Source organism: Pseudomonas sp. H1_G08, from assembly GCF_054681355.1.
Genome location: NZ_CP162822.1, coordinates 5323634 through 5349302, shown reverse-complemented (window position 1 = coordinate 5349302; position 25669 = coordinate 5323634). Strand labels below are relative to the sequence as shown.

Below are 25669 nucleotides of genomic sequence, written 5' to 3'. Positions count from 1 at the left end.
CCAGGAGCCGATATGCCGCGCACGCTCATCCGCAAGAACCCGAGCAACTTCAAGACACTGCCGCTGTTCGTCGAAGCCACACCCGAAGGCCTGAGCTATCAGAGCGTCGGCATGCCGCTGAACTTCGCCCAGACCCTGCAACGGCGTAAACCGGTCAGCGTCGCCGACAGCGAGCGCTTCGCCCTGGAACTGGCCAACCTCGGCGTGTCCGTGCGCCTGACCCTGCATTGGCAGAATCGCGATTACTGGGTGCTGGTGCGCCAGCGTCGGCAGGATCGCGGCGACGTGGTGCTGAAACTGATTTCCGGCTATGTGCCTGCTCATGAGCTGAATATTCCGCTGCACACGGCGATTCAGGAGATTGCCGAAGAGTGTCTGCTGGAAACCCCGGAAGGCTGGCTCGGCGGGCGCTTCAACGAGACTTGGTTGCCGGCGCCCTACTCCGCTGCGCTGCATTACCGTGAGGCGTTGCCGTTTCGCCTGACGCCGTTGTCCGGTTCGGCGCGTCCGGTGCGCTGCGCCAACCTGCAATTGCTGGAGCGACCAAGGGCGTACGTGCATCTGCCGACGGCGTCCCTGCAATTGATCTATGACTTGCGCCTGGACGTGCCCAAGGAGGCGAAGTCCTTGAGCCTGTTTCATGTCGACGAGCGTCTGGAAGGCGATCAACTGGTGGCGCGACTCGATCGCAAACGGCCAGACCTGTACTTAATGCCATTGCACGACGGCCAGCCGCTGCCCGAGTTGTACACCCTGAAAAAGGATCAACTGTATCCGGCGAGTACCCGCGGTCTGTATCTGGCCGAAAGCTTCGCGCGACAGGATGGCTGGCTGGTGCGTGATGAGCGGATTCGCTGGAAGGACTGGTTGCGCCAACAGGGTCTGACGCCACCCGAGAAGGCTACTGGACTGGCACGCCTGCGCGGCAAGGCCAGGCAGCTGCTGAAGAAAATCGTACCGCGCAAGAAAGTGAATTCCTGAAAGCAAAAAATCGCAGCCTTCGACGACTCCTGCATTGGAATGTATTCCCCTGTAGGAGCTGCCGCAGGCTGCGATCTTTTGATCTTATTGGCCGCGGATCTTTTCCACGATCGCTGTCGTCGAGCTGTTTTCCACCAGCCCCAGGACTTTCACGGTGCCGCCGTAGGCGGTGACGATATCCGCGCCGACCACCTGATCAATTCCGTAATCGCCGCCCTTGACCAGCACGTCCGGCTTGACCTCGCGCAGCAGGTTTTCCGGTGTGCCTTCAGAGAAGCTGATCACCCAGTCCACCGCGCCAAGACCGGCGAGTACCGCCATGCGGCGATCCACACTGTTGATCGGCCGGCCCGGGCCTTTCAGGCGGCTGACCGAGGCGTCATCGTTGACCGCCACGATCAGGCGGTCGCCCTGAGCGCGGGCCTGTTCCAGATAGGTCACGTGGCCGGCATGCAGGATATCGAAGCAGCCATTGGTGAAGACAATCCGCTCGTTGTGCGCACGGGCATCGTCAACCGCCAGCAGCAGTTGCTCAAGACCCAGCACGCCTCGCTCCGAACCTTCTTCGCGCTGAATGGCGCGGCGCAGTTCCGGGGCGCTGATCGCTGCGGTACCCAACTTGCCGACGACGATGCCTGCTGCCAGATTGGCCAGCGCCACGGCGTGCGGCAGTTCTTCGCCTGCGGCAATGGCCGCGGCCAGGGTCGAAATCACCGTATCGCCGGCACCGGTCACGTCGAACACTTCGCGGGCGCGGGCCGGCAGATGCAACGCCGGATGATCCGGACGCAGCAAGGTCATGCCGTGTTCACCACGGGTCACCAGCAGCGCGCCGAGGTCGAGCTCCTGCATCAGGACGGCGCCCTTGCTCACCAGTTCGTGCTCATCGGCGCAACCACCGACGATGGTTTCGAACTCGCTGAGATTCGGTGTGATCAGGCTGGCACCGCGGTAGATCGAAAAGTCCTTGCCCTTCGGATCAGCCAATACCGGTATACCTTTGGCACGGGCGGCCTGGATCAGGGCCTGGTGATTTTTCAGCGCGCCTTTACCGTAATCCGACAACACCAGCACCTTGATGCCTTCAAGCAACCCGTCAACCTGCGCGGCCAGTGCCAGAGCATCGGTGGCGAACACTTCTTCGAAATCGATACGCAGCAACTGCTGGTGCCGGCTCATAACCCTCAGCTTGACGATAGTCGGCTGGTGCGCGATGCGCTGAAACAAGGCGCGCACGCCCGCGCCCTTGAGACTGTTGCTCAGGCTGTCGGCGGCTTCGTCATCGCCGGTCACGCCCACCAGCGATGCCGGCGCACCCAGCGCGGCAATGTTGAGCGCAACGTTGGCGGCACCGCCCGGGCGATCCTCGATCTGCTCGACCTTGACCACCGGCACCGGCGCTTCAGGAGAAATCCGTGAGGTTCCGCCATGCCAGTAACGGTCGAGCATGACATCGCCGACCACCAAGACAGGGGCTTGATCGAATCGCGGCATCGACAATTTCATGGAGCAACCCACATACAAAATGAACAGGGGCGCGATATTAACAGGATCGCGCGCGCCGGGAATACACGAGGGTGAGGCTGGCCCACCCTCATCTGCAGATCAGGCAATGTCTTCAGCCGGGGCATCCAGCCCCATCGCATGCAGACGCGCGTAGTAGCCATTATGAGCAAGCAGTTGGGCATGAGTGCCGCGTTCGACGATCTCGCCCTGATCCATGACGAGGATCAGATCGGCCTTCTCGATGGTCGACAAACGGTGGGCAATCACCAGCGTGGTGCGGCCTTTCATGACATGGTCGAGTGCCGCCTGAATGTGCCGCTCGGACTCGGTATCAAGGGCCGACGTCGCTTCGTCGAGGATCAGCAGCGGGGCGTTTTTCAGCAAGGCCCGGGCAATCGCCAGGCGCTGACGCTGTCCGCCAGACAACAGCACACCGTTCTCGCCGACCTGGGTATCCAGGCCTTGAGGCATCTGCGCGATGAAGTCCATGGCAAATGCATCCCTGGCGGCTTTCTCGATATCTTCGCGAGGCGCGCCTGCCAGATCGCCGTAAGCGATGTTGTTGGCGATGGTGTCGTTGAACAGCGTCACGTGCTGGGTCACTTGCGCTACATGGCGACGCAGATTGCGCAGACGATAGTCCTCGATTTCGACATCATCGAGCAGGATTTCGCCGGTCTCGTGGTGATAGAAGCGCGGAATGAGACTGGCCAGCGTCGATTTGCCGCTGCCGGAACGCCCAACCAAGGCGATCATCTGACCTGGCGAAGCGGTGAAGCTGATGTTTTTCAGCACTTCCCGTTCAGTGCCCGGGTAAGTGAAGCTGAGGTTGTTCACCGCCAGATGGCCACTGACCCGATCACGCTCGATCGTACCTGTGTCGATTTCCGGTTCAACATCGAGTTGCTCGAAAATGCTTTCGGCGCCGGCCACGCCTTTCTGGATGGTCGAGCTGACTTCAGACAATTGCCGGATCGGTTTGGGCAGCAAACCGGCAGCCGTGATGTAGGCAACCAGATCACCGGCCGTTGCATCACCGCGCAGGAACAGTACGAGGAACATCAGCACGGCCATGGCGGTGTAGATCACCAGCTGCAGCATCGGCGTATACACCGCGCCAGTCTTGGTCATGCGCAACTGTTTGTCGGTGTTGCTCTGGCTGGCCGCCGCAAAACGCTGCTGCTCATAAGCTTCGCCACCAAAACTGCGCACGACGCGATAGCCTTGAATGGTTTCGGAAGCCACATGGGTGACGTCGCCCATGGCCACTTGGATCTTCTTGCTCTGCTTGCGGAATTTCTTGCTGGTGTTGCCGACCATGAACGCGATCACAGGCAGGATCGCCAGCATCACCAGAGTCAGTTTCCAGTTCATCCAGAGCAGATAGGCGAACAGGAAAACCACGGTCAGGCCTTCGCGGATCACCACTTTGATGGCATCCGTGGCGGCGCCGGTGACCATGGTCACGTTGAAGGTGATGCGCGAGATCAGATGACCCGAGTTGTGGGTATCGAAATAGCGATTGGGCAGTACCAACAGCTTGTTGAACAGTTCGATACGCAGGTCATGCACCAGCCCCAACGAAACCCTCGCCAGGTAATAGTTGCCGAGAAACGAGCCGAGGCCTTGCCACGCTGCGATCAGGATGATCAGCAACGGCACAGCCATCAGCAATTGCACGTCTCGCAGATAGGGAACGTTGGGGAAGAGCACCGCTTCCGGGTTGCTCAGGCCATCGACAAAATACTTGAGAATCCCGGCCAGCATTGGTTGCGTGGAAGCAAAGATCACGAAGCCCACGATACTCAGCAGGAAAAGACCGATATAGGGTTTTACGTACCCCAACAGCCGAAAGTAGATTTTCAGGCTGGATTCCTGTTCCGCTTTGGGCGGTGCGTCAGTCATCGTAGAGCTCACTGGTTAAGAAGAACGCGAAATTTTATCACAAGCGCCGCCATTGGCCCGCGCCCATACCAAAACGCTGGCAAGCCCCAACGGCAGCCAGCTGATGAACCACTCGGCGCGCGGGGTGCCGGTGAGGCTGGCAGCGTCGAATTGCATCGCCAGTGTCGAGAACAGCCAGATACCGATGATCCCCCGGGCATACAGCGTTTCTCGAACTTTCCACGCTTGGAAAATAACGGCGAACCAGACGGCAGACCACAACAGCAGTCCCGGCAGACCCAGTACGATCGCAACATGGGTGAACAGATTGTGGGCGTGATCGAAAGTCATGCCCGACCAGAAAACCCGGTAGTCCCCACCCAGGCCCAACCCACCCCAGGGATGTTGGGCAATCATATCCAGAGAGGCCATCAGAATCTGCGGACGAAAGGAAACTCCGCGCGCCAGCACCAACGGTTCGAACAGCCACAGCGCCACAATCGCCACCACCAGGGCCACGGCTGCGACGATTCGGCTGTGGCGGTCACGGCACCAGATCGGCATGGCCAGGATGGTCAGAAACAACGCCAGCGCCGCGCCTCGACTCTGACTCATCAGTACAAAGATACCCAGCACCGCCAACGCCAGTGTCCAGACCCCTTGCCACATCACGCCACGCGGCGCCCACAGGGCCAGCCACACCGCCGCCAGGCCGATGACATAGCCGCCGAGGATCGGATGCGCCAGCTCACCCAGCCCTTCCACCCGGGCAGACCAGGCGTTACCTTCGATGACGTAAAACCTGACGATGGCCACCAGCGCAGTTACTGCCAATCCCAGCCCGCCCCACTGCATCAGGCGAATCAACCGCTCGGGGCGTCCGCTGGCGAACACCGGAAAAAACAGCAGGAACACCACGATATACAACAGACGCTTGGCCTCGCGCCCCGTTTCCGGTGCGTTTGTCCATGCCAGACTGATCAGCGACCAGACCAGCAATCCGAGCAATGGCAGGTAGATCCAGCGTTGTTCATGGAGCACTTCTCTGACGCGGTGCCGCGCAGCCCAGCCCAGCACTAGCGCCGGCAACCAGACGAGAGCCACCAGCCCCTGCTGGTAGACCTTGTTGGTGGGCGCTACGGCAATAGCCAGTAAAAACCACAAGAGCCCCATCGCCATCCATAGTTGCGCCCAGCGTGTTTCCTGCATCAATCTGCTCCTGACAAGGGTTCGCCCATGCGACGCGGCATGGTTAAAATCGAAACTTTTCGGCATCATTGCCCGCTACTACACCCCGCACTTTCGACAAGGCTTCCTACGATGCGATGCTCCCGGCTCTCACAAGCCGCTCTAGACCAAATGATCGACGCCGCCAAAGTTCTGGAAGCGGACAGCTATGGGCCGAAAGTCTACCTGCTGCAGGATGGGAAAATTCTCAAACTGTTTCGTCGCAAAAGGTTTTTTTCATCCGCCTTGTTTCGCCCCTACTCGAAGCGATTCATCGACAACGCCGTCGAGCTGCACAAACTCGGCGTACCGACGCTGCAGATCCTCCAGTTCTTTCGCCTTGAGAAACCAGGCATGACCGCCGTGCTGTATGAGCCTCTGCCAGGGCAAACGCTGCGCCAGATCGCCGCAAAACAAGGTTTCAACTGGACTCAGGCATTGCCGGATCTGGCCGAGCTGATACGCAGCCTGCACCGCTCGGGCATCTATTTCCGCTCCCTGCATCTTGGCAACATCGTCGTCACACCAGACAACCGCATGGGCCTGATCGATGTCGCCGACATGCGCTTCACCCGCGGACCGTTGCCAAAGCGCTTGATCAAACGCAACCTGCAACACTTCGCACGCTATATTGCGCGCGAAAAGCTGAACGACAGCTTTCCGATGCAGGCACTTGAGCGCGCGGTCTTGTCGTCATGAAAACAATGCGCGGGCAGCCTGGCTGAAGTTCGCCCAGGCCTCGTCCGGTGAAAGCATCCGGTACTGCTCGGCATTGATCGCTTGAGATGAGGCACCGAAGGCGCGGTCGATGGTCTCGGACCAGGCCTTTGTGTCATTGACCGGGGCATACCAGCCGGCGCTGCCCAGTTGTTCGCTGAACACCTCCAGACCGCTGCACAACACCGGTACGCCGGCCATCACCGCTTCCTGCATGACCAGACCGAGGCCCTCTTCCAGCGAAGGGATCGCAACCCAGTCGAACGCACGATAAAGCTGCGCTGCTTCGTTCAGATGCCCGGTCAGCAAGACCTTGTCGTGCAAGCCAAGCGCGTCGATGCGCTGCTCCAGCGCCGCGCGTTTGGAGCCTTCGCCGATAATGACCAGGCGCAAGTCCGGGCGGCTGTCGAGTGCTGCGGCAAAGGCATCCAGCAAATAACCGAACCCCTTCTCGGAGACCAGCCGCCCTACCGCGCCCAATACCGGCGTATCGCCTTGCGGCAACCCCAACCGTGTCCGGGCTTGCTCGCGGGTGAACAGGTCAGCACGAAACGCTTCCGGATCGAACGCACTTCGCAACGGGGTGACAGGCATCTGCAGATCGCGGGCCAGTGAATCGGCGAGAGTGCTGGAAACGGCAACCAGTTTCAGCCGGGACGCAGGGATTGCCTGGAATAGAGCCTGGTCGCCGGCATTCAATCGCGCCGAACCGTGGAAAATCACTACCGCGCGGATATGCGGCAGTTTCTTGAGGACCGGTAATAACGTGCGTGCGACACCCATGCCGTCCAGCAGCAGCAATCGAGCGTCACTGTCCACGAGCGCCTGGCGAAACCTCGCCCGCATCACGGGTTTGGCCAAACGCCAGAAATGCCGGCCCTTCAGGCGGGCTGACGATAACTGCCACTCCCGGACCTCACCGACATCCACGCCGCACTCGGCTCCCTGCCCCTGGAGCAGCCAGGTTTTGACCACCGCCGACGGCGCAGCCTGAGAGAGTATCTGCTGATGCACTTTATGGATTGATGCGAACGGAGCGCCACCGGCCCACATGATATTGAGAATATTCATAGGGCAGAAAGCCGTTGCACGGATTTGCGGGGACAAGCTGCGCGGTACTCGAACTCAGTTGATGAACCAGCCAATGCAGACTCCCAGCAACAGAAACAAGGCAAATTTAATCTGCTCGCGGCGATTGCGGCGCGCTTTGCGTTCACGCTCGACATCCGTTTGCACATGCAGACCAAAACCGGTGTGCATGACCGCGTCTGCCTCGAGTATCAAGGCCTCCCTGTTCAGTTGCGAGTAGCGCTGTGACAAGGCCTTCTCGCCACCGTGTCCGGCGAAAGGCGCGCACAACCGATAATCCTCGAGTCGGCGCAACCCCGGGTTCAGCGAGAACCCTTGCCACTCCGGCTTGTCGGAAATCAGCGGATAACAGGCGACGCCATCGACAATCTCGCGCGCGCCCAAGTGGATGTATGGGCTGTGAACACGCAGATCGTGATTATAGCTGCGCAACCAGATCTGCAGAATTTCCGGCCGCGCTTGCAGAATGGTCATCGAGTCTTCGACGAACCCCGGACGATAGAACTCCCAGTCATCTTCGCAATGAAAAATGTAGGGGGTGCTGACGTGTCCGTAGGCCAGGTCGATCGAAGCCAACTGGCCCAGCTTCGGACGATTGACGAAAACCGTGCAATGCTCTTTCCAGTGGGCAGGCAGAATCCCGGCAACGCCTTCGTCGCCGGCATCTTCGGTGATGAACACTTCACGAATGGGTGCCGTGTTGTACCGGTCGAAGCTATCGAGAGTGGCCTTGAGCAGATCGAGTCGACCGCAGCTGGTAACCACCAATGTAATCTGGCTTTCTTTGGAAAATTGCACCGAAATCTCGTTAATCAGAAGTCGCCAGCAATATCACTGGCTATATGACACTTGTCAAATGCCCACTTTCAGGCGGATTTTTTCCAGCAGACTCAGCGGCGCCCGCTCACGCAACGGCGGCTCAAGTTCTTCAACGATGCGCTGACCGATCCGCGCGAAGCTGAACTGCTCCACCGCCAGTTCGCGACCGTTGTCAGCGATGCGTTGCGCCAGTTGCGGATCCTCGCGCAGCGTGGCCAGCTTTTCCTGCAACTGCGCGATCGTCTGATAGAACACCACGTTGTGCATGTCCTGCAAACCCAGCGCCGCAGCTTCGGCGGCGCCTTGATCATAGGCCAGCAGGACGCAGCCGCAAGCCATGGCTTCGAAGTTCTTGATCATGAACTCGCCCATGCCCACGTCCGCGCTGACAAAAAAGCGGATACGGTTGAGCGTTTCCAGGTATTCAGCCCCGGACTTGGTCCGCGTCACCAGCAGCGGCTCGACCTGGCCCAATTCATCCAGCAGTGCCTTGCGGCCGCTGTAGGCCACACTGTTGGTACTGCCGACGAAGGCAAGTTCGATATCCCTCTCGCGCCTCTGGTCCTGCAATTGCGTCTGATCGTAGCCCTTGGGCACGAACACGGCGTCGAAGCCCTCCGAGCGCAGGCGCTCGGCCACCACGAAACCGGAACTGATCACGCGTGCCCACGGCAAACGCCGATAGTGCGCACTGAACTTGCCGGTGTACTTGCAGGGAATGTAATTCTGATAGGCGTCGTGCTCCAGAATCACCAGATTGGGGATGGTGCGAATAAATCCGACCTGACGGATCTCCTGCTTGAAGCGCAGGAAAAACACGATGCGGTCATAGCGGGAAACGTCGACTTCGCGGCGAAAGTATCGACGCAGATTGCGCTGCTCGTCACCGCTCAACCAGCGCAGATCGCACTCACAATGGGCGGCGACACCCTCGTACAACCGATCGAGAATGGCCCGTTGATCTTTCTGCACCAGAAATAGAACTTTCATTGTCTTCCTTGCCGCAACAGCAACCCGAGCAAACCTGAACATGCCCGCCCGCAAGAAAGTCTTGCGCGGGCGCCTGTGTCGCTACAAACGCCAGAACAGTTCATGTCGCCGAACCGCCTTGCGGAAAAATTCGTTTTCGCCATAAAGCGAACCGGAGCGCCCAGCCAGCAATCGCTGCAGGCTGCGACGCAAGCGACGCTTGAACGGCGCAGGCGGCTGCAAGTCATGCATCATGCCCAGGGCCATGGCTTTGTCACGCTGCTGCTCTGCGGACAACGCCAGGCATACAGGCTGCACCGGCACGCCAGCATCAAAGGCTGGCGGCAGAGCCACGCCTTCACCACTATTACCCATCGGCCACCGGTCGTTATCGTGCAGGTGGTTGGCATAACCGAGCAGCGTCGGCTGCCAGTCCAGACCTTTCAACACTTCAAGCACAGCCTGCTGCGCGCAGATGTGGTCAGGATGCGGGTCGAGCGCCGGATGCGGCAGCACGATGACGTCCGGACGAGCGCGCAGCATCGTTTCGCGCAGATCGGCCAGCAGATTGTTCCAGGTCGGCGCGCCATCGGCGTCCCCCGGGAGCACAAATGGATTGAATTGACGGAACAGGCGGGTATCGCTCAAGTCCGCTTCGCGCGAGCCCACCGGTTGATTCGGGTTGTCACGCATCGCGGCCAGTTGCAGGCAGAAATATCCCAACTGCAAGCAGCGCTGCTGGGCGACTCCGGCCCATTGCGGCACGGTGAGGCTGTCCCAGGCGCGCAAACGTCCCTTCAGCCGCGCGGCGTCGACCTTGCTCATGCCCATCTGCTGATAGTGTTCGGCCTCGATTTCACCAGCAGTCAGGGTAACGATCCAGGCTTCATCGGCCTGACTGTACAAGCCGAACGCCGCCAGTTCCGCATCATCCGCGTGAGGGGCAATGACCATGACCCGCTGACGACGGTAATCGGCGTGTTCCAGCGACCACAGCACCGGCTCGCCCGACACTCGACAGAAACGGCCGCGCAGACGCAATACTCCTTCGGACAATGCTTGCGCCTGACCGCTGAGGTTCAGATAGCGCAGGCCGCCGACACCGCGCTCAAAGGTTTGCACGTCAGGATTGGCGCCGCCCGACAACGCGATACAAGGATCGAGAAAGCGCCCCAGCCAGGTGCTTTTGACCCGCACCGCCAGGATCAGCGTAGCGTCATCGGCCAGCATCACACCTTCATCCAGACGCAACTGCTCGCCGTGCAGATGAACCTTCGGCTGCGGCGTATAGGGCGGGAAGCTGTATTGGTAATCGTCGCCGGGCGCGTAGAACAGATGATCGGCAAACCACGCTTCATGGGCGATCCAGCCGCCGATCAGCAACACCGGCGCCAGCCACCAGGCGACCAGCACGCTTAGCGCGATGATTGCGGCCAGCGCGACCAACATAGCCACGCGCTTGTTGCGTCGATGGCGCTTGAGCAATTGCTGTTTGCGGCTCATGGTCTGGCTCATACGGTGAACACCGGCACAGGGTTGCACCAGCGGTCCTTGTATTCACGGTCAGCGCGCCCGAATGAAAAACGCAGCGGCTTGCCGAGTGCCCGTGCGTGTTCCCAGGCGCTTTGCGTATTGAGAAAACTCAGCACGCTGCCGGGGCTGAACTCGCGGGTTTCGGGATCCACGCCGCCATTCACGTATTCGACACTGATCCATTCTGCCGCCTCAACGCGGTAGACCAATTGAATCGCAATCGGCGCATCGTTGAGGAAAATGACCGAGCCGATCAGCAACTCGCGCAGCAACTCGATGACCTCGGCCATGCGCGCCGCGCCGGTCGCCGGAAAGCCCCAGCGGCGCTGAAACAGATCGCAGTACATCGCGGCCAGCTCAACGCTGGAAAACTCGCTGACCGCTCGCACCACACCGCCCGCTTCTTCCAGCAGACGCAGCTCTCGACGCTGGTTATAGCGAAACTTTTTCGACAACTCTTCCGGCGTGCGGGCCATGGCCAGTTGCTCAGCCTGCAACTTCAGGCCACTGAAACGGCCTTCGTTGAGTGCCGACAGATAGCGCGCCCGATGTCGCAGCGATGCCTGGGCATCGACGGCGGCTGGCAGGATCAGCTCGGCATTGCCGAGGTCGAACAGGCCTTTCTTGCCGTTGCGTTTGAGCACGTCCTTGGACAACGCCAGGTCGCGTCCCCAGGTAGCGATGGCGGCTTCAACCTCGCCCTGCTGCTGCCAGGCCAGATAACGCACCGGGATCCCGGCCAAGTCGGCCAGGCGCTCGATGACCAGCGGATGTGTCGCGACACTGCCGCCATAACGTTGCCAGGCAGTGGCGTAGGTCGAGGCGTCAACGGGCGACCAGCCACGTTCGCGCCAGCCTTGAAATCGGTTGAGCATCAGCCCCTCGTTGCCAGATCGGTAACTGGCGGCAGGCGCCAGAAGGTCTCGCGCACCGCACGGTCGGAGAAACGCTCATGCAGTCGCTCAAGCATCATCTGTGCACATTGACGACGCTGCGACTCATCCATCGCGGCCAGGTGTTGCAGCCCTTGAGCCAGATGTTCGGCATCGCCGAGTGGAAACAGAATGCCCACCCCCTCGACCACTTCCTTCGCCCCGCCGCATGCGGTGGCCAGCAACGGTAAGCCGGCGGCCATGGCCTCCAGCAAGACCATGCCGAACGGTTCATGATCGGAGCTCAAGGCGAACACATCGAAGGCGCGGAAATAATTGCGCGCATCAGGCACCTGACCGAGAAACAGCACTCGGTCGGCAATGCCCAGCTCACGGGCCAGCCCCTTGAGATCCTGCTCCAGGCGACCACTGCCGAGAATGACCAACTGACTGTGGTCCGGCAGGCCTGGCAGCGCCTGGGCAAACCCGCGCAGCAACGTGGCCTGATCCTTGTCCGGGTGCAGGCGGCCGACGTTACCGACAATCCAGGCATCCGGCGACAGCCCGAGGATCTGCCGCGCTTCTTCGGAAGGTACCTGACGGGCTTGCAGTGCAGGCACATCGATGCGGTTGTACAACGTCTGGATTCGGCTTGCCGGCCATTTCGGCAGGCAGCGCCGCATGTCGTCACGCACTGCATCCGACACGCCGAGAAGGCTCAGGCGCTGGCGGAAAATATGCGCGAACAACTTGCGCGTCCCACGCTGGTAATCGCCGAACGCGTGGTGCACACCAATGACCGGCAGCGATGTGCCGAGCAAGGCGATATAGATCGGCTTGAAGCGATGGGCGATGCAAAGACTGAAATTGCGTGAGGCGACGATCTTGCGCAGATCGCCGATAGCCCCCAGTTTCAGGCCACGAATGGCCTTGGAGCTGTACTCCATGAACAACACTTCATCGGAAGCACACGCTGCGGCCACCTCGCTATCGGCGGCCCCGGTCAGAAACACCGTGGTCACCCGATAGCCGGTGCCGGCAAACAGGCTGGCGTACTGCCGCGCGCAGTCCAGGAACGGCCCGTCATAGCCGTGACAGAACTGCAGCACATGGCGTTCAGCCGAGCGAGTCATAAGCGTTGGCGCCCTCTTTGACCACCAGAATGTCTTCCATGATCAGGTACTGCAGATCCGAGCCGAAAAACATGTTCAGCGCGTCGGTCGGCGAGCAGATCATCGGTTCGCCACGACGGTTGAGCGAAGTGTTCAGCGACACGCCGTTACCGGTGAGGTTTTCCAGCGCCTTCATCATGTCGTAGTAGCGCGGGTTGTATTCGCGCTTGAGTACCTGGGCACGGGAAGTACCGTCCTCATGGACGACTTCCGGCACGCGGGTTTTCCATTCTTCGGCGACTTCGAAGGTGAAGGTCATGAACGGCGCCGGGTGATCGATCTTGATCATCTGTGGAGCGACGGTGTCGAGCATCGACGGGCAGAAAGGCCTCCAGCGCTCGCGGAACTTGATCTGATGGTTGATGCGGTCGGCGACACCGGCCACGCTCGGGCAACCGATGATCGAACGACCACCCAACGCGCGCGGACCGAATTCCATACGGCCCTGGAACCAGGCGACCGGGTTGCCATCGACCATGATCTGGGCGATCTGCTCCGGCATGTTGTCGAGCTTGCGCCAGGTCGGCTTGTTCTCGTGACGGGCACACGCAGCAATCACGTCCTCGTTGCTGTACGACGGGCCGAGGTAGACGTGTTCCATCTTCTCGACCGGTACGCCACGGGCGTGCGACACGTAAGCGGCAGCGCCGACTGCGGTGCCGGCATCGCCGGACGCAGGCTGTACGAACAGCTCTTTGATGTCGTCGCGAGCGATGATTTTCTGGTTCAGCTTGACGTTCAACGCACAGCCACCAGCGAAAGCCAGTTTGCCGGTTTCCTTGAGCACGTCGCCCAGATAGTGGTCGATCATCTGCAACGCGAGCTTCTCGAACAGCGCTTGCATGCTCGCGGCGTAGTGGATGTACGGCTCGTCGGCGATGTCGCCTTCGCGCTTCGGACCCAGCCACTCGATCAGCTTCGGCGAGAAGTAGAAACCCTTGCCCTTCTCTTTATAGCGACGCAGGCCGATCACGTTGGCGTAGTCGGTGTTGATCACCAGCTCGCCATTTTCGAACGAGGCCAGACGTGAGAAATCGTACTTGCTGGCATCGCCGTATGGCGCCATGCCCATGACCTTGAACTCGCCGTCGAGCATCTCGAAACCGAGGAATTCGGTGATCGCACCGTACAAACCACCGAGGGAATCCGGGTCGAAGAATTCCTTGATCTTGTGGATCTTGCCGTTTTCGCCGTAACCGAAGAAGGTCGTGGCGTATTCGCCTTTACCGTCGATGCCGAGGATTGCGGTTTTTTCCTTGAAACCGGAGCAGTGATAAGCACTGGAGGCGTGAGCCAGGTGATGCTCGACCGGCTCGATCTTGATTTTCTTCGGATCGAAGCCCAGTTGCTCGAGGCACCAGACGATCTTGTTGCGATAGCGCTTGTAGCGACGGTTGCCCATCAGGATGGCATCGAGTGCGCGATCAGGGGCATACCAGTAGCGCTTGGCGTAGTGCCAGCGGGCCTTGCCGAACAGGCTGATCGGGGCGAATGGAATCGCCACCACGTCAACGTCGGAAGGTTTGATGCCGGCCTGCTCGAGGCAGAATTTCGCCGATTCGTAGGGCATGCGGTTCTTTGCATGTTTATCGCGTACGAAGCGCTCTTCCTCAGCCGCCGCGACCAGCTTGCCGTCGATGTACAAGGCTGCGGAAGGATCATGGCTAAGGGCGCCGGACAGGCCAAGAATCGTCAATGCCACAGGGGTCTAGCCTCTTTAGTCTGCATGCAGGCGCGATGCGCCTTGAAAATTGATGTGCCCTCGCACAGGGCGAGTGGCAGCTAAAGGGCGGGATTATAGCGTAAACATGACGGGAATTACCTTGTACGAATTGCCACCTGCGCGATTGATCCGATTCAACGAGTCCAACGACTCAATAGCCGTCTCTGCGCCAGTAAATACTCAGATTTGAATCGGTAATCTGCCGATAGACCGTGTAAGGCAACGAAAGCGTATCGAACACGGCGGACAGCGGAAGATCAAGCAACACAAAGGGCGCCAGCATGCCCGTAGGATCAGGCGGCGCATTCAGCGTGCAAAAATCGAAGGCCAGACCACTGTAGATGCGCGGAATCGATTGGCAGTAGGTCTTCTTTTTGCGCAGGTCACGGGCAGCATCGGCGTCGCCCTGCAAAACGGTCGAGACACTGCCACAGCCTGAGAGAACTGCAGACATTACGCCCAGCGTCAGAATTTTTTTCATGCTCAAGATTCGCCCTCCGAGATCGTCAGGCAAATTAGCATCGAGCCCGAGCAGGGCACAGTTCATGGCTTCTGGAGAAGTTGTAGGACAGATCGCTGTATTTTGTCCGCTACTGCCCACAGACTCCGTTTCGCAGTGGACCAGGTCCATTGCAAGAACGAGTCTGCTCGTGAGAAGGAATCACCCTGCGCTGGAGACTTCTTTCGGCAACCGCTGATCAATGACCTGGTACAACGCGCTGCTTTCAGGCCAGTTGCGCATGAACCGCGCGCGATCGCGGGCGTAAGCTGGGGCAAAACTGCCGACCGATGAGTGCTGACACATGGAGTCGAGGTCGATCAGCGCCCAGCGATCCGCCTGCCAGAATAGGTTGTGGCCTTTGAAGTCGCCATGACTGATGCGCTCGGCGATCAATCGGGCAAACAATTGATCAAGCGCCAGCAACTCGGCTTCCGGTGCCTGGCCATTTTCCACGTACGGCGCAAAGCGCTCGATGATGTCCGGCCCGGGCAGGAACTCGGTGACCAGATAGGCACTGCGGCGCAGCCACAAAAAACGCTTTTCCAGTACCGCCAGCGGTTTCGGCGTGGCGATGCCCAGGAACGCCAGGCGATTGCCTTCACGCCACGAATGCCAGGCCCGGCTCGGGCGCCAGAAGCGCTTGAGCCAATGGGCGAAATTCTTGATGTTGTAGCGTTTGATAACCAGAGCTCGCCCGGCCACCTCGACTCTGCCGACGCTGGCCGCGCCGCCGGTCTTGTACAGATGCCCCCGATCAAGCAAGGCGTCGGCCTGATCAAGCACCGGCAGCATGGCCGCTGCTTCTTCACGGCGAACGGCGCGCAGGACAAATGCACCGCGCTGCACGGCGAACAGCGTGCATTCACGGCCGACCTTGTTCAGATAATCCCTGAGCCGCCAACTGCGCACCTTGTCGATCTGTTTCTGCAACGCCTCCAGCGGCAAAGCATGTTCGCTGTTGCTCAACAGGTAATAGACCAGCAACTCTTCGGTGAACGGCTCGAGTGACTTCGGAAGCTGAGCGAAAAACACCCCGAGATTTTCCAGCACTTTTTGTCGGGACAGTGGCTGGCCCGCAGCTTCCGCACGAACTCCGGCGCCATCGATCAGGTACAACTGACCGCCGTGACGCAGCAGATTGTCCAGGTGCAGATCCTCCTGCCAGAGTCCTTTGCCATGCATCCGACCGATAGCGTCAAGCGCTTCGGCCAGAACGGCGGTCTGCTCATCGGCCAGTGCCGGCAGAGACTCGACCTCGGCCCAGGCATCACCGAGGCTCTCGGCGCCCTCGAGGAATTCGAACAGCAGCCAGCCACCCTCACCGTCTTTCAGTCCATCGGCCAACAGCAGCGGCGTGGTCAGACCTTGCGCAGCGAGCAGGCGCACACCGTCCAGCTCCCGCTGAAAATGCCGGGCGGCCTTGCTGCCGACCAGCAACTTGGCCAATACCGGCCGACCGCGCCAGACGCCGGCGCCAACATAGCGCTGCCCGGGCAACACCCGCAGCAGGCTCAGCAACTGCAAATCCGCAACACCGGCGGCGTCCGCCAGGGTCACGGTCAGCGGCAGTGAGGGGGTACGCCCGGCCCGGGCCAGCTCGGACAATTGCATCAGCGGGTCTCCTTGTGGCTGCGCCGCGCTGTCAGTCGGCTCAGCCAGCTGTCGAGCAGCGAGCTGTCAGTCGGCTGATCGAGATAAGCCGCGAGCAACTGGCGCAAGTCTGCCTCGCTCCATTGCGGCGCTCGCCGTTGCAACGGTTCCAGATCCTTGACCCGATCACGCATGCCGAACAGCAACGGCCGGGTTTTCTCCAGATCGATCAGCTGCGCCTCATAGCCGTCGCCGGTGGCGCGCAGGAAAATATGTTTGGGATAGAAACAGCCATGCACCTGACGCGCGCCGTGCAGCCGCCGCGCCAGCAGCCCGCAAGCCTTGAGAATCGCCGAATGCTGAGCGGCACTGAGCTGCGCCCAGCGCGTCAGCAACGAATCCAGGTCGCTCCAGCCATCCAGGGCGCGCGTAAGCAGAATGGCGCGTACTTCCCCAGCGACCTTGCGCTCACCGAAAAACGCCGCCTGCAACGCCGGTATGCCCAGCTTGCGATAACGGCTGATGTTGCGAAATTCGCGGGCAAAGCTTGGCTCGCCAAACGGCGCCTGCAAAGTTCGGGTCAGATAATTGCTCTGGCGCTTGAGGTAATAGCCCTGGCCCTCAAGATCGAGACGGAACACGCTGCTCCAGCCGCCACCGGCAGTGTTGGGCTCATCCACAGCTTCAAGCTGTTTGGCCCACAGTGCATCGAAATTGCCGAGACCGTGGCGCTCCAGCAGTGCGCGGTCCTGTTCGGCAAGAAAATCAGTCATTCGCGCCCCTCAAAAAATCTCACCACGTGGCGAATCCGCTTCTTGTCGGCGACATCGAGCCGATCACACTGGCGATACTGCTTGTAGAAGCGCAGACGCTGGGTGTTGGACAGGTGATATTTGGCCAGTTTGTCGAGACAGGCGAGGTCCTTGGTGATCCGGTACTTGAGCCAGAAGCCGCGCCAGAATTCGCCGTTGGGGCAGTCGATGAGGAAGATGCGCGCCTGATCGTCGATCAGCAGATTGCGCCATTTCAAATCGTTATGCGTAAACCGATGGTCGTGCATGGTCCGGGTGTAACCGGCCAATTGCTGGCTGACACCGTCGACCCAGGCGCGATCCTTGAGCCTGGGATCCTTGCGCTCGGCCAGTGCCGAAAGGTCTTCGGTATTGGGCAGCTCACGGGTGATCATCGCACCCCGATCATAGGCCGCGCCCCGCCGCTCCAGCCCCCAGGCCACCACCTCGGCCGTGGGGATACCCCACTTGGCGAAGCGCTTGAGGTTCTGCCATTCCATTTTTACACGCGGCTTGCCGAGGTAACGGCGCAGGCCCTTACCGGCGCCGACGTAGCGTTTGACGTAATAATTGACGCCGTCGCGCTGCACCCGAACCACCTCCGACAGCGGATCGCGGGTCAGGCGTTCGCCCTGCAAGGCAAATACGGCTTCGAGGCTGCCGAAATCTTCGGCGAGTTCGCCGTACTGCGGCTCAAGTGTCCAACCCGCCATCAGAGCGCATCCCCGTAACGCTGTTTACGCTCGTAGAGCTTGTCGGCCTTGCCTTGCAGCCAGCTCAGCAATGGCGCTTCTTCTGCCAGAATCTGCCGCAGCGGTTGCTGGAAATAGCCTTTGAGGAAACGCAGTTTGTCGCGGCGGGTCAGGCCGATGTCCAGCGCCGAGAAGTACAGCGCCGCCAGATCCTTGTTGCGCCAGCGCTGAGTGATCTTTGCGCGGGTCTGGGCTCGATGCAGGTCAATCACCGAGAGTTTGAAATCCTGCGGTGTGACCGGTTTGTCGGTGTGCAGCAGAAAATGGCAAATGTAGCAGTCACGGTGATTGACCCCGGCGCGGTGCATCATTCCGGTCATCCGCGCGACTTCGGCAATCAGCGCGCGCTTGAGTGTTGGCTCCGGCGGCTGCTTGACCCAGTCAATGCTGAAGTCTTCGAGGCTGATGGTCGGCGCGAGTTCTTCGGTGACGATGAACGAATGCTGATCCGCCGGGTTGCTGCCCTTCTCGCCGTAGGCGACGGCAGTCATGGTCGGCACGCCGGCTTCCTGCAGACGCTGAATGGCTTTCCACTCCTGACCCGCGCCGAGCACCGGCAGCTTGGCGGTCAGCAGGTTCTTGAAGATCTCGCCCCAGCCGATGCCACGGTGGATTTTCACAAAAAACCCGTTGCCGTCGACTTCCGTGCGCAATGTCCGGCGCGCTTCCAGCTCGCGGTACACCTCGCCCTGCAAGCCTTCGACTTCGGCGAACGGGTCGCGTCCGGCCCAAAGGCTTTTGAACGGTTCAGCCAGCATCAACTTCATTAAGCGTGCTCCGCCAGAATCACATCCGCCGCGTGCTGCGGCATGCTGTAGAGGTCGGCCGTCTCGGCGAAGGCCAGACCGTTGCGGCTCCAGGCCGCCCGTGCAGCGTCGTCGCTCAACATCTCGGTCAGGTATCGGGTCAGTTGCGCCTGCTCGAACGGCTCGTCCAGCACTCGCCCGGCATCGGCTTCGGCGATGTAATGGGCGTAACCGCAGACCGCACTGACCAGTACAGGCAACCCGGCCACCAGCGCTTCAAGCAGCACGGTGCCGGTGTTTTCGTTGTAGGCCGGGTGAATCAACAGGTCGGCACCGAGCAGGAAACGCGGGATATCGCTGCGGCCTTTGAGGAAGGTCACATTGTCGCCCAGGCCCAGCGTCGCACTCTGCATCTGGAACAATTTGGGGTCATCCTGGCCGATTACAAACAGCCGGGTGCGTTTGCGCAATTCGGCCGGCAGGGCGGCCAGCGCCTTGAGGCTGCGATCGACCCCCTTGGTCTTGAAGCCGGAGCCGATCTGCACCAGCAGCAACTCGTCGTCCTTGAGATTGAATTCAGCGCGGAAACCGGCGCGAATCTCATCGGCATCCGCCGGCCGCCGACGATCCTGGGCAATGCCCGGCGGCAGCAGGTGGAAGCGCTCGAGCGGCGTGTCGTAATACTTGATGAACAGCGGCTGCTGCACTTCGGAAATCATCAGCACTTCGGTCTTCGCGTCTTTGGCGAACACCGCGCGCTCGTACTCGGCGAAGTGGCGATAGCGACCCCAGCGGCGATAAAGCGAGTTGCGCAGATTTTGCGCCTTGTCTTCGAAGCAGCCGTCGGCGGCGTAGTAGACGTCCAGGCCCGGCATCTTGTTGAAGCCGATCAAGCGATCGACCGGACGCTTGGCCAGATCCGCTGCCATCCACGCGCTGAGCTTTTCATTGCGACGATGGTTGAAGAATGCCTTGACCGGCGCCACCAGCACTTCGAAACCGGGCGGCACGTCGCCTTCCCAGATCAGCGTGTAGACGCGAATCTGATGGCCGCGTTTCTGGCATTCGAGAGCGATGCGCATGAAGTCGCGCTGCAAGCCACCGAACGGGAAATATTTGTACAGGACAAATGCCAATTGCATCAGCGCAGCTCCTCAGCCATTAACAACGTGCTCAGTCGGCTGGCGACACGCTCGGGGTTCACACGCGTGAAGCACAAAGGCTGCTCGCGTTTCAGGTCAAACTGACGGGCATCCTGCGCGGTCGGTTGATAGGTACATTTTTTCTGCATGCAGGGCGCGCACGGGAAGTCGCTGGCCAGATGAATCTGCAGCTTGCCGTAGGCGCCGGTGAGGCCCGGGTTGGTCGGGCCGAACAACGAAATCGTCGGTACATCCAGCGCAGCGGCCAGATGGCCGAGCCCGGTGTCCACCGCCACGCAGGCTTGCGCGCCGGCGAGGACTTTGCCGACGCCGGCCAGATTGAGTTTCGGCAGCACTTCGGCGTGTTTGAAGCCGGCAGCGATGCGTTCGGCGCGGGCCTTTTCCTGCGGGTTGCCCCACGGCAGCTTCACGCCAACGCCGAGGTAGCCGACCCGCTCGGTCAGCTCGCGCCAGTAGATTTCCGGCCAGTGCTTGGTGTCCCAAGTGGTGCCGTGGAGGAACACCACGTAGGCGTTCTTGCGCGGCAACTCGACCAGTCGTTCAACGTTGAGGCCGTAATCGCCGAGGCCTTTGGGCAGGTCGTAACCCAAGGCAATGGCGAACAACTGGCGCACGCGTTCGACGGCGTGCTGACCACGGGCGACGGCGAGCTTGCGATCGTAGAAGCGCGCAGCCATCGGCTCGCGGGCCGAGGTTTTATCGAGGCCGGCCACCGGGGCTTTGACGTAGCGGGTCAGCCAGGCACTTTTCAGCAGGCCTTGGGCATCGATCACCAGATCGTATTTATTGGCGCGCACGCTTTGCTTGAAGCGTTTCCACTCGCCGCTGGTGGTGGTTTTCCAAAGATTCTTGCGCCAGCGGCGGATCGCCACCGGAATCACTTTATCGACCGCCGGGTGCCAGCTCGGAATCTCGGCGAAGCCCTCTTCCACCACCCAGTCGAACTTGATCCCCGGGATCGCGCGTGCAGCATCGGTCAGCGCCGGCAACGCGTGAATCACGTCGCCCAGCGATGAGGTCTTGATCAACAATACCCGCAAGTTAATGAACCTCGACCACGGAGCCCTGCAACTTCTGCAAGGCATCGTTGACCGCTTCCGGCATCAGCTGACGCAGGCAGTTGTAATGGCCGAACCGGCAAGTGCGATCAAAGCACGGGCTGCATTCGATGCCCAGGCGCACGATCTCGACCTGCTCAGCCAGCGGCGGGGTGAAACCTGGCGAGGTCGAGCCGTATACCGCGACCAGCGGACGATTCAATGCCGCAGCTACGTGCATCAGGCCGGAGTCATTGGACACAACGGAATCGGCGCAGGACAGCAGGTCAATGGCCTCGGCCAGCGAGGTGCCGCCGCTGAGGTTGACCGATTCTTCGCGCAGGCCCGGGATCAAACGTGCGCGGATATCTTCGCCGACCGCGTGATCGTTTTTCGAGCCGAACAGCCACACCTGCCAGCCTTCGCGGATGCGCGCTTCGGCGACCTTGGCGTAATGCTCGGACGGCCAGCGCTTGGATTCGCCAAACTCGGCGCCGGGGCACAGGGCCAGGACCGGGCGATCAAGGCTCAGGCCGAACTTGACCAGTGCCGCCTCGCGGGTCACCGGGTCGATTTGCAGACTCGGGCGCGGGTACGGCTTCGGCAGCTCGGCGTTGGCTTCATAGGCCAAGGCCATGAAGCGCTCGATCATCAGCGGATAGCGTTCTTTGTCGAGGGTACGCACGTCGTTGAGCAGGCCATAGCGGAATTCACCGCGCCAACCGGTGCGTTTCGGAATGCCGGCGAAAAATGGTACCAGTGCCGATTTCAGCGAATTGGGCAGCAGGATCGCCTGATCGTACTGACCGCGCAGGGACTTGCCGATGCGTCGGCGCGTCGCCAGTTCCAGCGCGCCGTGGCCGAGCGGGAAGCTCAAGGCCTTGCGCACTTCGGGCATGCGCTCAAGGATCGGCCGGCTCCATTCGGGCGCCAGCACGTCGATTGCGCATTGCGGGTGGCGCTGCTTGAGACACTGAAACAGTGTCTGCGCCATCACCATGTCACCGACCCAACTGGGCCCAACGATCAGAATATTCATGTGGTTTCCAAAAACGAACCGGGGAGGCATTTACGCCTCCCCGCCTCGAGAATTCTACAAACACTGTAGATCTACTGTGGGAGCGGGCTTGCCCGCGATGGGGTCTTCACATTCAACATTATTGTCGTCTGATACTCCGCTATCGCTGGCAAGCCAGCTCCCACAGGGTTTTGCATCTGTTTCAACATCTGCATTTCAGCGCAGATCACTGTGGGAGCGAGCTTGCTCGCGAAGGGGCCATCACATCCGACATCGGTGTCGTCTGACACTCCGCCTTCGCGAGCAAGCTCGCTCCCACAGGGTATTGGGTGCTGCATAAACCGCTTTCAGCTTAGCCCCATCTCTTTCCATATCCGCAAAACCTGCCGGCGTTCGTCGGCAAACTGGTCGCCCGGTATTACCCCGGCGTCCTTCTGCAAGGCCTGCCGGTGGGCGGCGGAGCGGTAGGCTTTGTAGGCCTCGCGCAACAGACTGGCATCTTCTGCGGGCATCAGCCCTTCGTGTTCCAGCTCTTCCAGAATGCGGATGTTATCGGTCCAGCGCAGCAGCGGCGGATGGCTGTGCGACCACGCCAGGGCCGCGTATTGCACCATAAATTCAATATCGACGATACCTCCGGCGTCCTGCTTGAGGTCAAACGGCACGCCCGCGTCGAACGCATTCGCCGCCGTGCCGGCTGCGGTGCTGCGGGTACCAAGGTTGTCGCGCATCTTGGCGCGCATCTCGCTGACTTCCTGTTGCAGTTTGGCCAGATCCCGTGGTTTGCCCAATACTTGCGCACGGACTTTCTCGAAGGCCTGGCCGACATCCTGACTGCCCACCAGCACCCGCGCGCGCACCAAGGCCTGATGCTCCCACGTCCAGGCTTCGTTTTCCTGATAGCGGGCGAATGCGCCGAGTGAGCTCACCAACAGCCCGGAAGCACCGGACGGCCGCAGGCGCATATCCACTTCATACAGCTGACCTGAGTTGGTCTGCGCCGTGAGCAGATGAATGATCCGCTGCCCCAGGCGCGTGAAGAACTGCGCGCCGTCGATGGATTTCGGCCCGTCGGTTTCCGCCTGCGGATCGCCGTCATGGATGAACACCAGATCCAGATCGGAACCATGCCCCAATTCAATACCGCCGACTTTGCCATAACCGACAATGATGAAGCCGGGATCGCACAGCGTGCCGTCGGTGCGCAGCGGCGTGCCGTACTTGGCCACGGTCTGCCGCCAGGCCAGGGCCAGCACCTGTTCGAGAATCGCCTCGGCCAGCCAGGTCAGGTAATCGCTGACTTTCATCAGCGGCAGGCTGCCTGCAATTTCCGAGGCGGCGACGCGCAAGCGGTGCGCCAGTTTGAAATGGCGCAGGGCTTCCATTTGCTGCTCGAGGTCGTCCTCGGGAATTCGCGTCAGGCGTTCGCGCAACTCGGCCGCCAGTTCCGGCGCCAGCGGCGGCTTGAACAGCCGACCCTCGTTGAGCAATTCGTCGAGCAGCAGCGGGAAGCGCGTGATCTGCTCGGCAATCCACGGGCTCGCCGCACACAAAGTCAGCAGGCGGCGCAGCGCGCCGGGGTTTTCCGTGAGCAAAACCAGATACGCCGAACGCCGCGCCACCGCCTCCACCAGCGGCAGCACGCGCTCGAGTACCAGATCGGGATTTTCATGCTCCACCGCTTGCGCGAGCAGTCGCGGAATAAAAGCATCGAGACGCTCGCGCCCCAGCCGCTGCATCGCGCGCAATTGCGGACTGCCACGCAAACCGGCCAGCGCTTTCAGGGCTTTGCCGGCATCGACGAAACCTCCCTCCTGCAACTGTCGGCACGCGGCCTCTTCGTCCTGTTCTTCCTCCCACAGCGGCAGCCATTCGCCACCGACCACCACTTCGCTTTCGCCGCCCTCTTCTTCGTCGGGATCGGCGATCACCTGGGCGAAATGCCAGGCTACGCGCCCGCGCCAGTACATCAGCTGTTGGTGGAACGCCGGCCAATCGGCGAAACCCAGCATGAAGGCGATCCGCGCCTGATCCTGCGCGCTGTCCGGCAGCATCTGCGTCTGACGGTCGGCAATCGCTTGAATGGCATGTTCGGTGTAACGCAGAAACTCGTAACCCTCGCGCAGTTCACTGACCACCGCCGGCGGCAGATAGCCCTGCCCTTCCAGCGTGCTCAACACCTTTAATAGAGGACGCTGTTGCAGGCTCAGATCGCGGCCCCCGTGGATCAACTGAAAGGCCTGAGCGATGAACTCGACTTCACGAATGCCGCCGGAGCCGAGCTTGATGTTGTCGGCCATGCCTTTGCGCCGCACTTCCTGCTGGATCAGCTGCTTCATGGTGCGCAGCGCTTCGATCGCCGAAAAATCCAGGTAACGGCGGTAGACGAACGGCCGCAGCATGTCGAGCAACTGCGCGCCGGCAACCTGATCGCCAGCCACCACCCGCGCCTTGATCATCGCGTAGCGTTCCCAGTCGCGGCCCTGATCCTGGTAATACTGCTCCAGCGCATTGAAGCTGAGCACCAGCGCGCCGGACGATCCGTAGGGGCGCAGGCGCATGTCGACGCGAAACACGAAGCCGTCGACGGTCATCGGATCGAGGGCCTTGATCAGACGCTGGCCGAGGCGGATGAAGAATTCCTGATTATCCAGCGAGCGTTTCACGCCGACGGTTTCGCCGCCTTCGGGGTAGGCGAAGATCAGGTCGATATCGGAAGACAGATTCAGCTCGACCGCGCCGAGTTTGCCCATGCCGAGGATGACCATCTGCTGCGGCTCACCGCTGCGCCGGCCGGTGGGTGTGCCGAATTGCTCGCAATGGCGGCTGTACAGCCATTGATAAGCCTGATCGATGGTGGCGTCGGCCATGTCCGAGAGGTCACGGCAGGTCTGCACCAGATCGGCCTGACGGGTCAGGTCGCGCCAGATGATCCGCACCTGATGCCGTGCACGCTGACGGCGCAAGGCGCGGCCGACTTCGTCTTCGCTCTGCGCGCAGTTCACGGCGGCGGCGATCTGTGCGCACAGTTCGCCGGGCGCGAACGCCCGATCAAGTTCGCCGGACGCCACCAGCGACAGCAACATCAAAGGGTCACGAATGCTCTGTTCAATGACAAATTCGCTGGCGGCGCTGACGCGGGCGAATTGCGCCCAGCGCTCCGACGTCCAGTTCGACAGGCCGTGATCGTCTTCAAGGGCGGCGACGGACGTACGGAACGACTGCTCGGATCGGCTGACCAACGGCAGGAGAATGGCGGGCAGTTCGGCAAGCACGGGCAGGGTCATGGTCTATCCTTGATCGGCGTAATAAGGGCCGCTTGTAGTGAATGATGAAAACCCGCTACGTGAAGGACTGTCGAACAAAAGTTAGAAATAGCTGAAATTTCTTCTTCTTTGGCATCCAGCATCAAACTTTCACCTTATTCGGATGGAAATCGACCCGCCTTAACGATTATTCTCACAACGCAGTCGGAGGCCACAAGCCTTTCATCTGTAGTTTTACTACTCGTCTATACATTCGAAAGGCTGAAATGCCGGAAGATTTGTAGTAAAACTACACGCCGCCGGAACAACCTG

At 60.7% G+C, this 25669-nt stretch carries 22 protein-coding genes; 2 read left to right on the top strand and 20 right to left on the bottom strand.

Going from position 1 to position 25669, the window contains the following annotated elements; all coding sequences use genetic code 11:
• Positions 1–12 precede the first annotated feature (12 nt).
• A complete protein-coding gene (locus tag AB4N85_RS24245; RefSeq protein ID WP_041477637.1) occupies positions 13–981 on the top strand; it encodes a hypothetical protein in 969 nt (322 codons plus the stop codon).
• Between the two features lie 84 nt (positions 982–1065).
• On the opposite strand, the gene hldE is transcribed toward AB4N85_RS24245, so the two are convergent.
• The 3 genes from hldE to AB4N85_RS24230 all read right to left on the bottom strand — a co-directional run bounded on the left by hldE (position 1066) and on the right by AB4N85_RS24230 (position 5580).
• Complete coding sequence (hldE, locus tag AB4N85_RS24240; protein ID WP_041477636.1) at positions 1066–2487, bottom strand: bifunctional D-glycero-beta-D-manno-heptose-7-phosphate kinase/D-glycero-beta-D-manno-heptose 1-phosphate adenylyltransferase HldE; 1422 nt, start codon at positions 2485–2487, stop codon at positions 1066–1068.
• Between the two features lie 99 nt (positions 2488–2586).
• A complete protein-coding gene (msbA, locus tag AB4N85_RS24235) occupies positions 2587–4392 on the bottom strand; it encodes a lipid A export permease/ATP-binding protein MsbA (RefSeq protein WP_016771984.1) in 1806 nt (601 codons plus the stop codon).
• A 15-nt stretch (positions 4393–4407) separates the two neighbouring features.
• Complete coding sequence (locus AB4N85_RS24230; RefSeq protein WP_056787494.1) at positions 4408–5580, bottom strand: O-antigen ligase family protein; 1173 nt, start codon at positions 5578–5580, stop codon at positions 4408–4410.
• Between the two features lie 150 nt (positions 5581–5730).
• On the opposite strand from AB4N85_RS24230, the gene AB4N85_RS24225 reads away from it, so the two are divergent.
• A complete protein-coding gene (locus AB4N85_RS24225) occupies positions 5731–6297 on the top strand; it encodes a lipopolysaccharide kinase InaA family protein (protein ID WP_224787295.1) in 567 nt (188 codons plus the stop codon).
• Here AB4N85_RS24225 and AB4N85_RS24220 read toward each other — a convergent pair.
• The 17 genes from AB4N85_RS24220 to AB4N85_RS24140 all read right to left on the bottom strand — a co-directional run bounded on the left by AB4N85_RS24220 (position 6292) and on the right by AB4N85_RS24140 (position 25500).
• Entirely contained in the window at positions 6292–7386 is a 1095-nt protein-coding gene (locus tag AB4N85_RS24220) for a glycosyltransferase (protein ID WP_252868687.1), read from the bottom strand. The genes AB4N85_RS24225 and AB4N85_RS24220 overlap by 6 nt on opposite strands.
• A gap of 54 nt (positions 7387–7440) precedes the next feature.
• Positions 7441–8202 carry a hypothetical protein gene (locus AB4N85_RS24215; protein ID WP_056787489.1) on the bottom strand — a complete coding sequence of 254 codons (762 nt, stop codon included), beginning with the start codon at positions 8200–8202 and terminating at the stop codon, positions 7441–7443.
• 54 nt (positions 8203–8256) lie between these two features.
• Positions 8257–9213: a glycosyltransferase gene (locus AB4N85_RS24210; RefSeq protein ID WP_110644878.1), complete on the bottom strand. Its 957-nt coding sequence runs from the start codon at positions 9211–9213 to the stop codon at positions 8257–8259.
• An 81-nt stretch (positions 9214–9294) separates the two neighbouring features.
• Positions 9295–10695, bottom strand: a complete 1401-nt coding sequence (locus AB4N85_RS24205) for a PIG-L deacetylase family protein (protein ID WP_252869527.1) — start codon at positions 10693–10695, stop codon at positions 9295–9297.
• 8 nt (positions 10696–10703) lie between these two features.
• Entirely contained in the window at positions 10704–11600 is an 897-nt protein-coding gene (locus AB4N85_RS24200) for an antimicrobial resistance protein Mig-14 (RefSeq protein WP_252868686.1), read from the bottom strand.
• Positions 11600–12730 carry a glycosyltransferase gene (locus tag AB4N85_RS24195; protein ID WP_252868685.1) on the bottom strand — a complete coding sequence of 377 codons (1131 nt, stop codon included), beginning with the start codon at positions 12728–12730 and terminating at the stop codon, positions 11600–11602. The genes AB4N85_RS24200 and AB4N85_RS24195 overlap by 1 nt, the downstream gene beginning before the upstream one ends.
• Positions 12714–14471, bottom strand: coding sequence for a carbamoyltransferase family protein (locus AB4N85_RS24190; RefSeq protein ID WP_024011327.1), 1758 nt, complete (start codon positions 14469–14471; stop codon positions 12714–12716). The genes AB4N85_RS24195 and AB4N85_RS24190 overlap by 17 nt, the downstream gene beginning before the upstream one ends.
• 172 nt (positions 14472–14643) lie before the next feature.
• On the bottom strand, positions 14644–14973 hold the full coding sequence (locus AB4N85_RS24185) for a YceK/YidQ family lipoprotein (RefSeq protein ID WP_370695111.1): 330 nt from the start codon (positions 14971–14973) through the stop codon (positions 14644–14646).
• A 180-nt stretch (positions 14974–15153) separates the two neighbouring features.
• Positions 15154–16605: a lipopolysaccharide kinase InaA family protein gene (locus AB4N85_RS24180; RefSeq protein ID WP_252868684.1), complete on the bottom strand. Its 1452-nt coding sequence runs from the start codon at positions 16603–16605 to the stop codon at positions 15154–15156.
• A complete protein-coding gene (locus AB4N85_RS24175; RefSeq protein ID WP_150741687.1) occupies positions 16605–17357 on the bottom strand; it encodes a lipopolysaccharide kinase InaA family protein in 753 nt (250 codons plus the stop codon). The genes AB4N85_RS24180 and AB4N85_RS24175 overlap by 1 nt, the downstream gene beginning before the upstream one ends.
• A complete protein-coding gene (locus tag AB4N85_RS24170; RefSeq protein ID WP_041477623.1) occupies positions 17354–18088 on the bottom strand; it encodes a lipopolysaccharide kinase InaA family protein in 735 nt (244 codons plus the stop codon). The genes AB4N85_RS24175 and AB4N85_RS24170 overlap by 4 nt, the downstream gene beginning before the upstream one ends.
• Positions 18088–18894, bottom strand: coding sequence for a lipopolysaccharide core heptose(I) kinase RfaP (gene rfaP, locus AB4N85_RS24165; protein WP_056787471.1), 807 nt, complete (start codon positions 18892–18894; stop codon positions 18088–18090). Before rfaP ends, AB4N85_RS24170 begins: the two co-directional genes overlap by 1 nt.
• The gene (locus tag AB4N85_RS24160; RefSeq protein WP_041477621.1) at positions 18894–20015 is read right to left on the bottom strand and encodes a glycosyltransferase family 4 protein; all 1122 of its coding nucleotides are present in this window, start codon (positions 20013–20015) and stop codon (positions 18894–18896) included. Before AB4N85_RS24160 ends, rfaP begins: the two co-directional genes overlap by 1 nt.
• The gene (gene rfaC, locus AB4N85_RS24155; protein ID WP_252868683.1) at positions 20015–21076 is read right to left on the bottom strand and encodes a lipopolysaccharide heptosyltransferase RfaC; all 1062 of its coding nucleotides are present in this window, start codon (positions 21074–21076) and stop codon (positions 20015–20017) included. Before rfaC ends, AB4N85_RS24160 begins: the two co-directional genes overlap by 1 nt.
• A 1-nt stretch (position 21077) precedes the next feature.
• Positions 21078–22112 (bottom strand): lipopolysaccharide heptosyltransferase II, encoded by a 1035-nt coding sequence (waaF, locus tag AB4N85_RS24150; RefSeq protein WP_095180992.1) that lies wholly within the window; start codon positions 22110–22112, stop codon positions 21078–21080.
• A 326-nt stretch (positions 22113–22438) separates the two neighbouring features.
• Entirely contained in the window at positions 22439–25378 is a 2940-nt protein-coding gene (gene glnE / locus AB4N85_RS24145; protein ID WP_095180994.1) for a bifunctional [glutamate--ammonia ligase]-adenylyl-L-tyrosine phosphorylase/[glutamate--ammonia-ligase] adenylyltransferase, read from the bottom strand.
• Positions 25375–25500: a hypothetical protein gene (locus AB4N85_RS24140; protein ID WP_256584330.1), complete on the bottom strand. Its 126-nt coding sequence runs from the start codon at positions 25498–25500 to the stop codon at positions 25375–25377. The genes glnE and AB4N85_RS24140 overlap by 4 nt, the downstream gene beginning before the upstream one ends.
• Positions 25501–25669: the final 169 nt, after the last annotated feature.

Coding starts and splice junctions, on each gene's coding strand:
- hldE (WP_041477636.1), bottom strand. CDS start 2,487: ATGAAATTGTCGATGCCGCGATTCGATCAAGCCCCTGTCTTGGTGGTC.
- AB4N85_RS24200 (WP_252868686.1), bottom strand. CDS start 11,600: ATGCTCAACCGATTTCAAGGCTGGCGCGAACGTGGCTGGTCGCCCGTT.
- AB4N85_RS24210 (WP_110644878.1), bottom strand. CDS start 9,213: ATGAAAGTTCTATTTCTGGTGCAGAAAGATCAACGGGCCATTCTCGAT.
- rfaP (WP_056787471.1), bottom strand. CDS start 18,894: ATGAAGTTGATGCTGGCTGAACCGTTCAAAAGCCTTTGGGCCGGACGC.
- AB4N85_RS24140 (WP_256584330.1), bottom strand. CDS start 25,500: ATGCTGGATGCCAAAGAAGAAGAAATTTCAGCTATTTCTAACTTTTGT.
- waaF (WP_095180992.1), bottom strand. CDS start 22,112: ATGAATATTCTGATCGTTGGGCCCAGTTGGGTCGGTGACATGGTGATG.
- AB4N85_RS24220 (WP_252868687.1), bottom strand. CDS start 7,386: ATGAATATTCTCAATATCATGTGGGCCGGTGGCGCTCCGTTCGCATCA.
- AB4N85_RS24160 (WP_041477621.1), bottom strand. CDS start 20,015: ATGCAATTGGCATTTGTCCTGTACAAATATTTCCCGTTCGGTGGCTTG.
- AB4N85_RS24180 (WP_252868684.1), bottom strand. CDS start 16,605: ATGCAATTGTCCGAGCTGGCCCGGGCCGGGCGTACCCCCTCACTGCCG.
- AB4N85_RS24245 (WP_041477637.1), top strand. CDS start 13: ATGCCGCGCACGCTCATCCGCAAGAACCCGAGCAACTTCAAGACACTG.
- AB4N85_RS24170 (WP_041477623.1), bottom strand. CDS start 18,088: ATGGCGGGTTGGACACTTGAGCCGCAGTACGGCGAACTCGCCGAAGAT.
- AB4N85_RS24230 (WP_056787494.1), bottom strand. CDS start 5,580: ATGCAGGAAACACGCTGGGCGCAACTATGGATGGCGATGGGGCTCTTG.
- AB4N85_RS24205 (WP_252869527.1), bottom strand. CDS start 10,695: ATGAGCCGCAAACAGCAATTGCTCAAGCGCCATCGACGCAACAAGCGC.
- AB4N85_RS24175 (WP_150741687.1), bottom strand. CDS start 17,357: ATGACTGATTTTCTTGCCGAACAGGACCGCGCACTGCTGGAGCGCCAC.
- AB4N85_RS24185 (WP_370695111.1), bottom strand. CDS start 14,973: ATGAAAAAAATTCTGACGCTGGGCGTAATGTCTGCAGTTCTCTCAGGC.
- glnE (WP_095180994.1), bottom strand. CDS start 25,378: ATGACCCTGCCCGTGCTTGCCGAACTGCCCGCCATTCTCCTGCCGTTG.
- AB4N85_RS24225 (WP_224787295.1), top strand. CDS start 5,731: ATGATCGACGCCGCCAAAGTTCTGGAAGCGGACAGCTATGGGCCGAAA.
- AB4N85_RS24195 (WP_252868685.1), bottom strand. CDS start 12,730: ATGACTCGCTCGGCTGAACGCCATGTGCTGCAGTTCTGTCACGGCTAT.
- msbA (WP_016771984.1), bottom strand. CDS start 4,392: ATGACTGACGCACCGCCCAAAGCGGAACAGGAATCCAGCCTGAAAATC.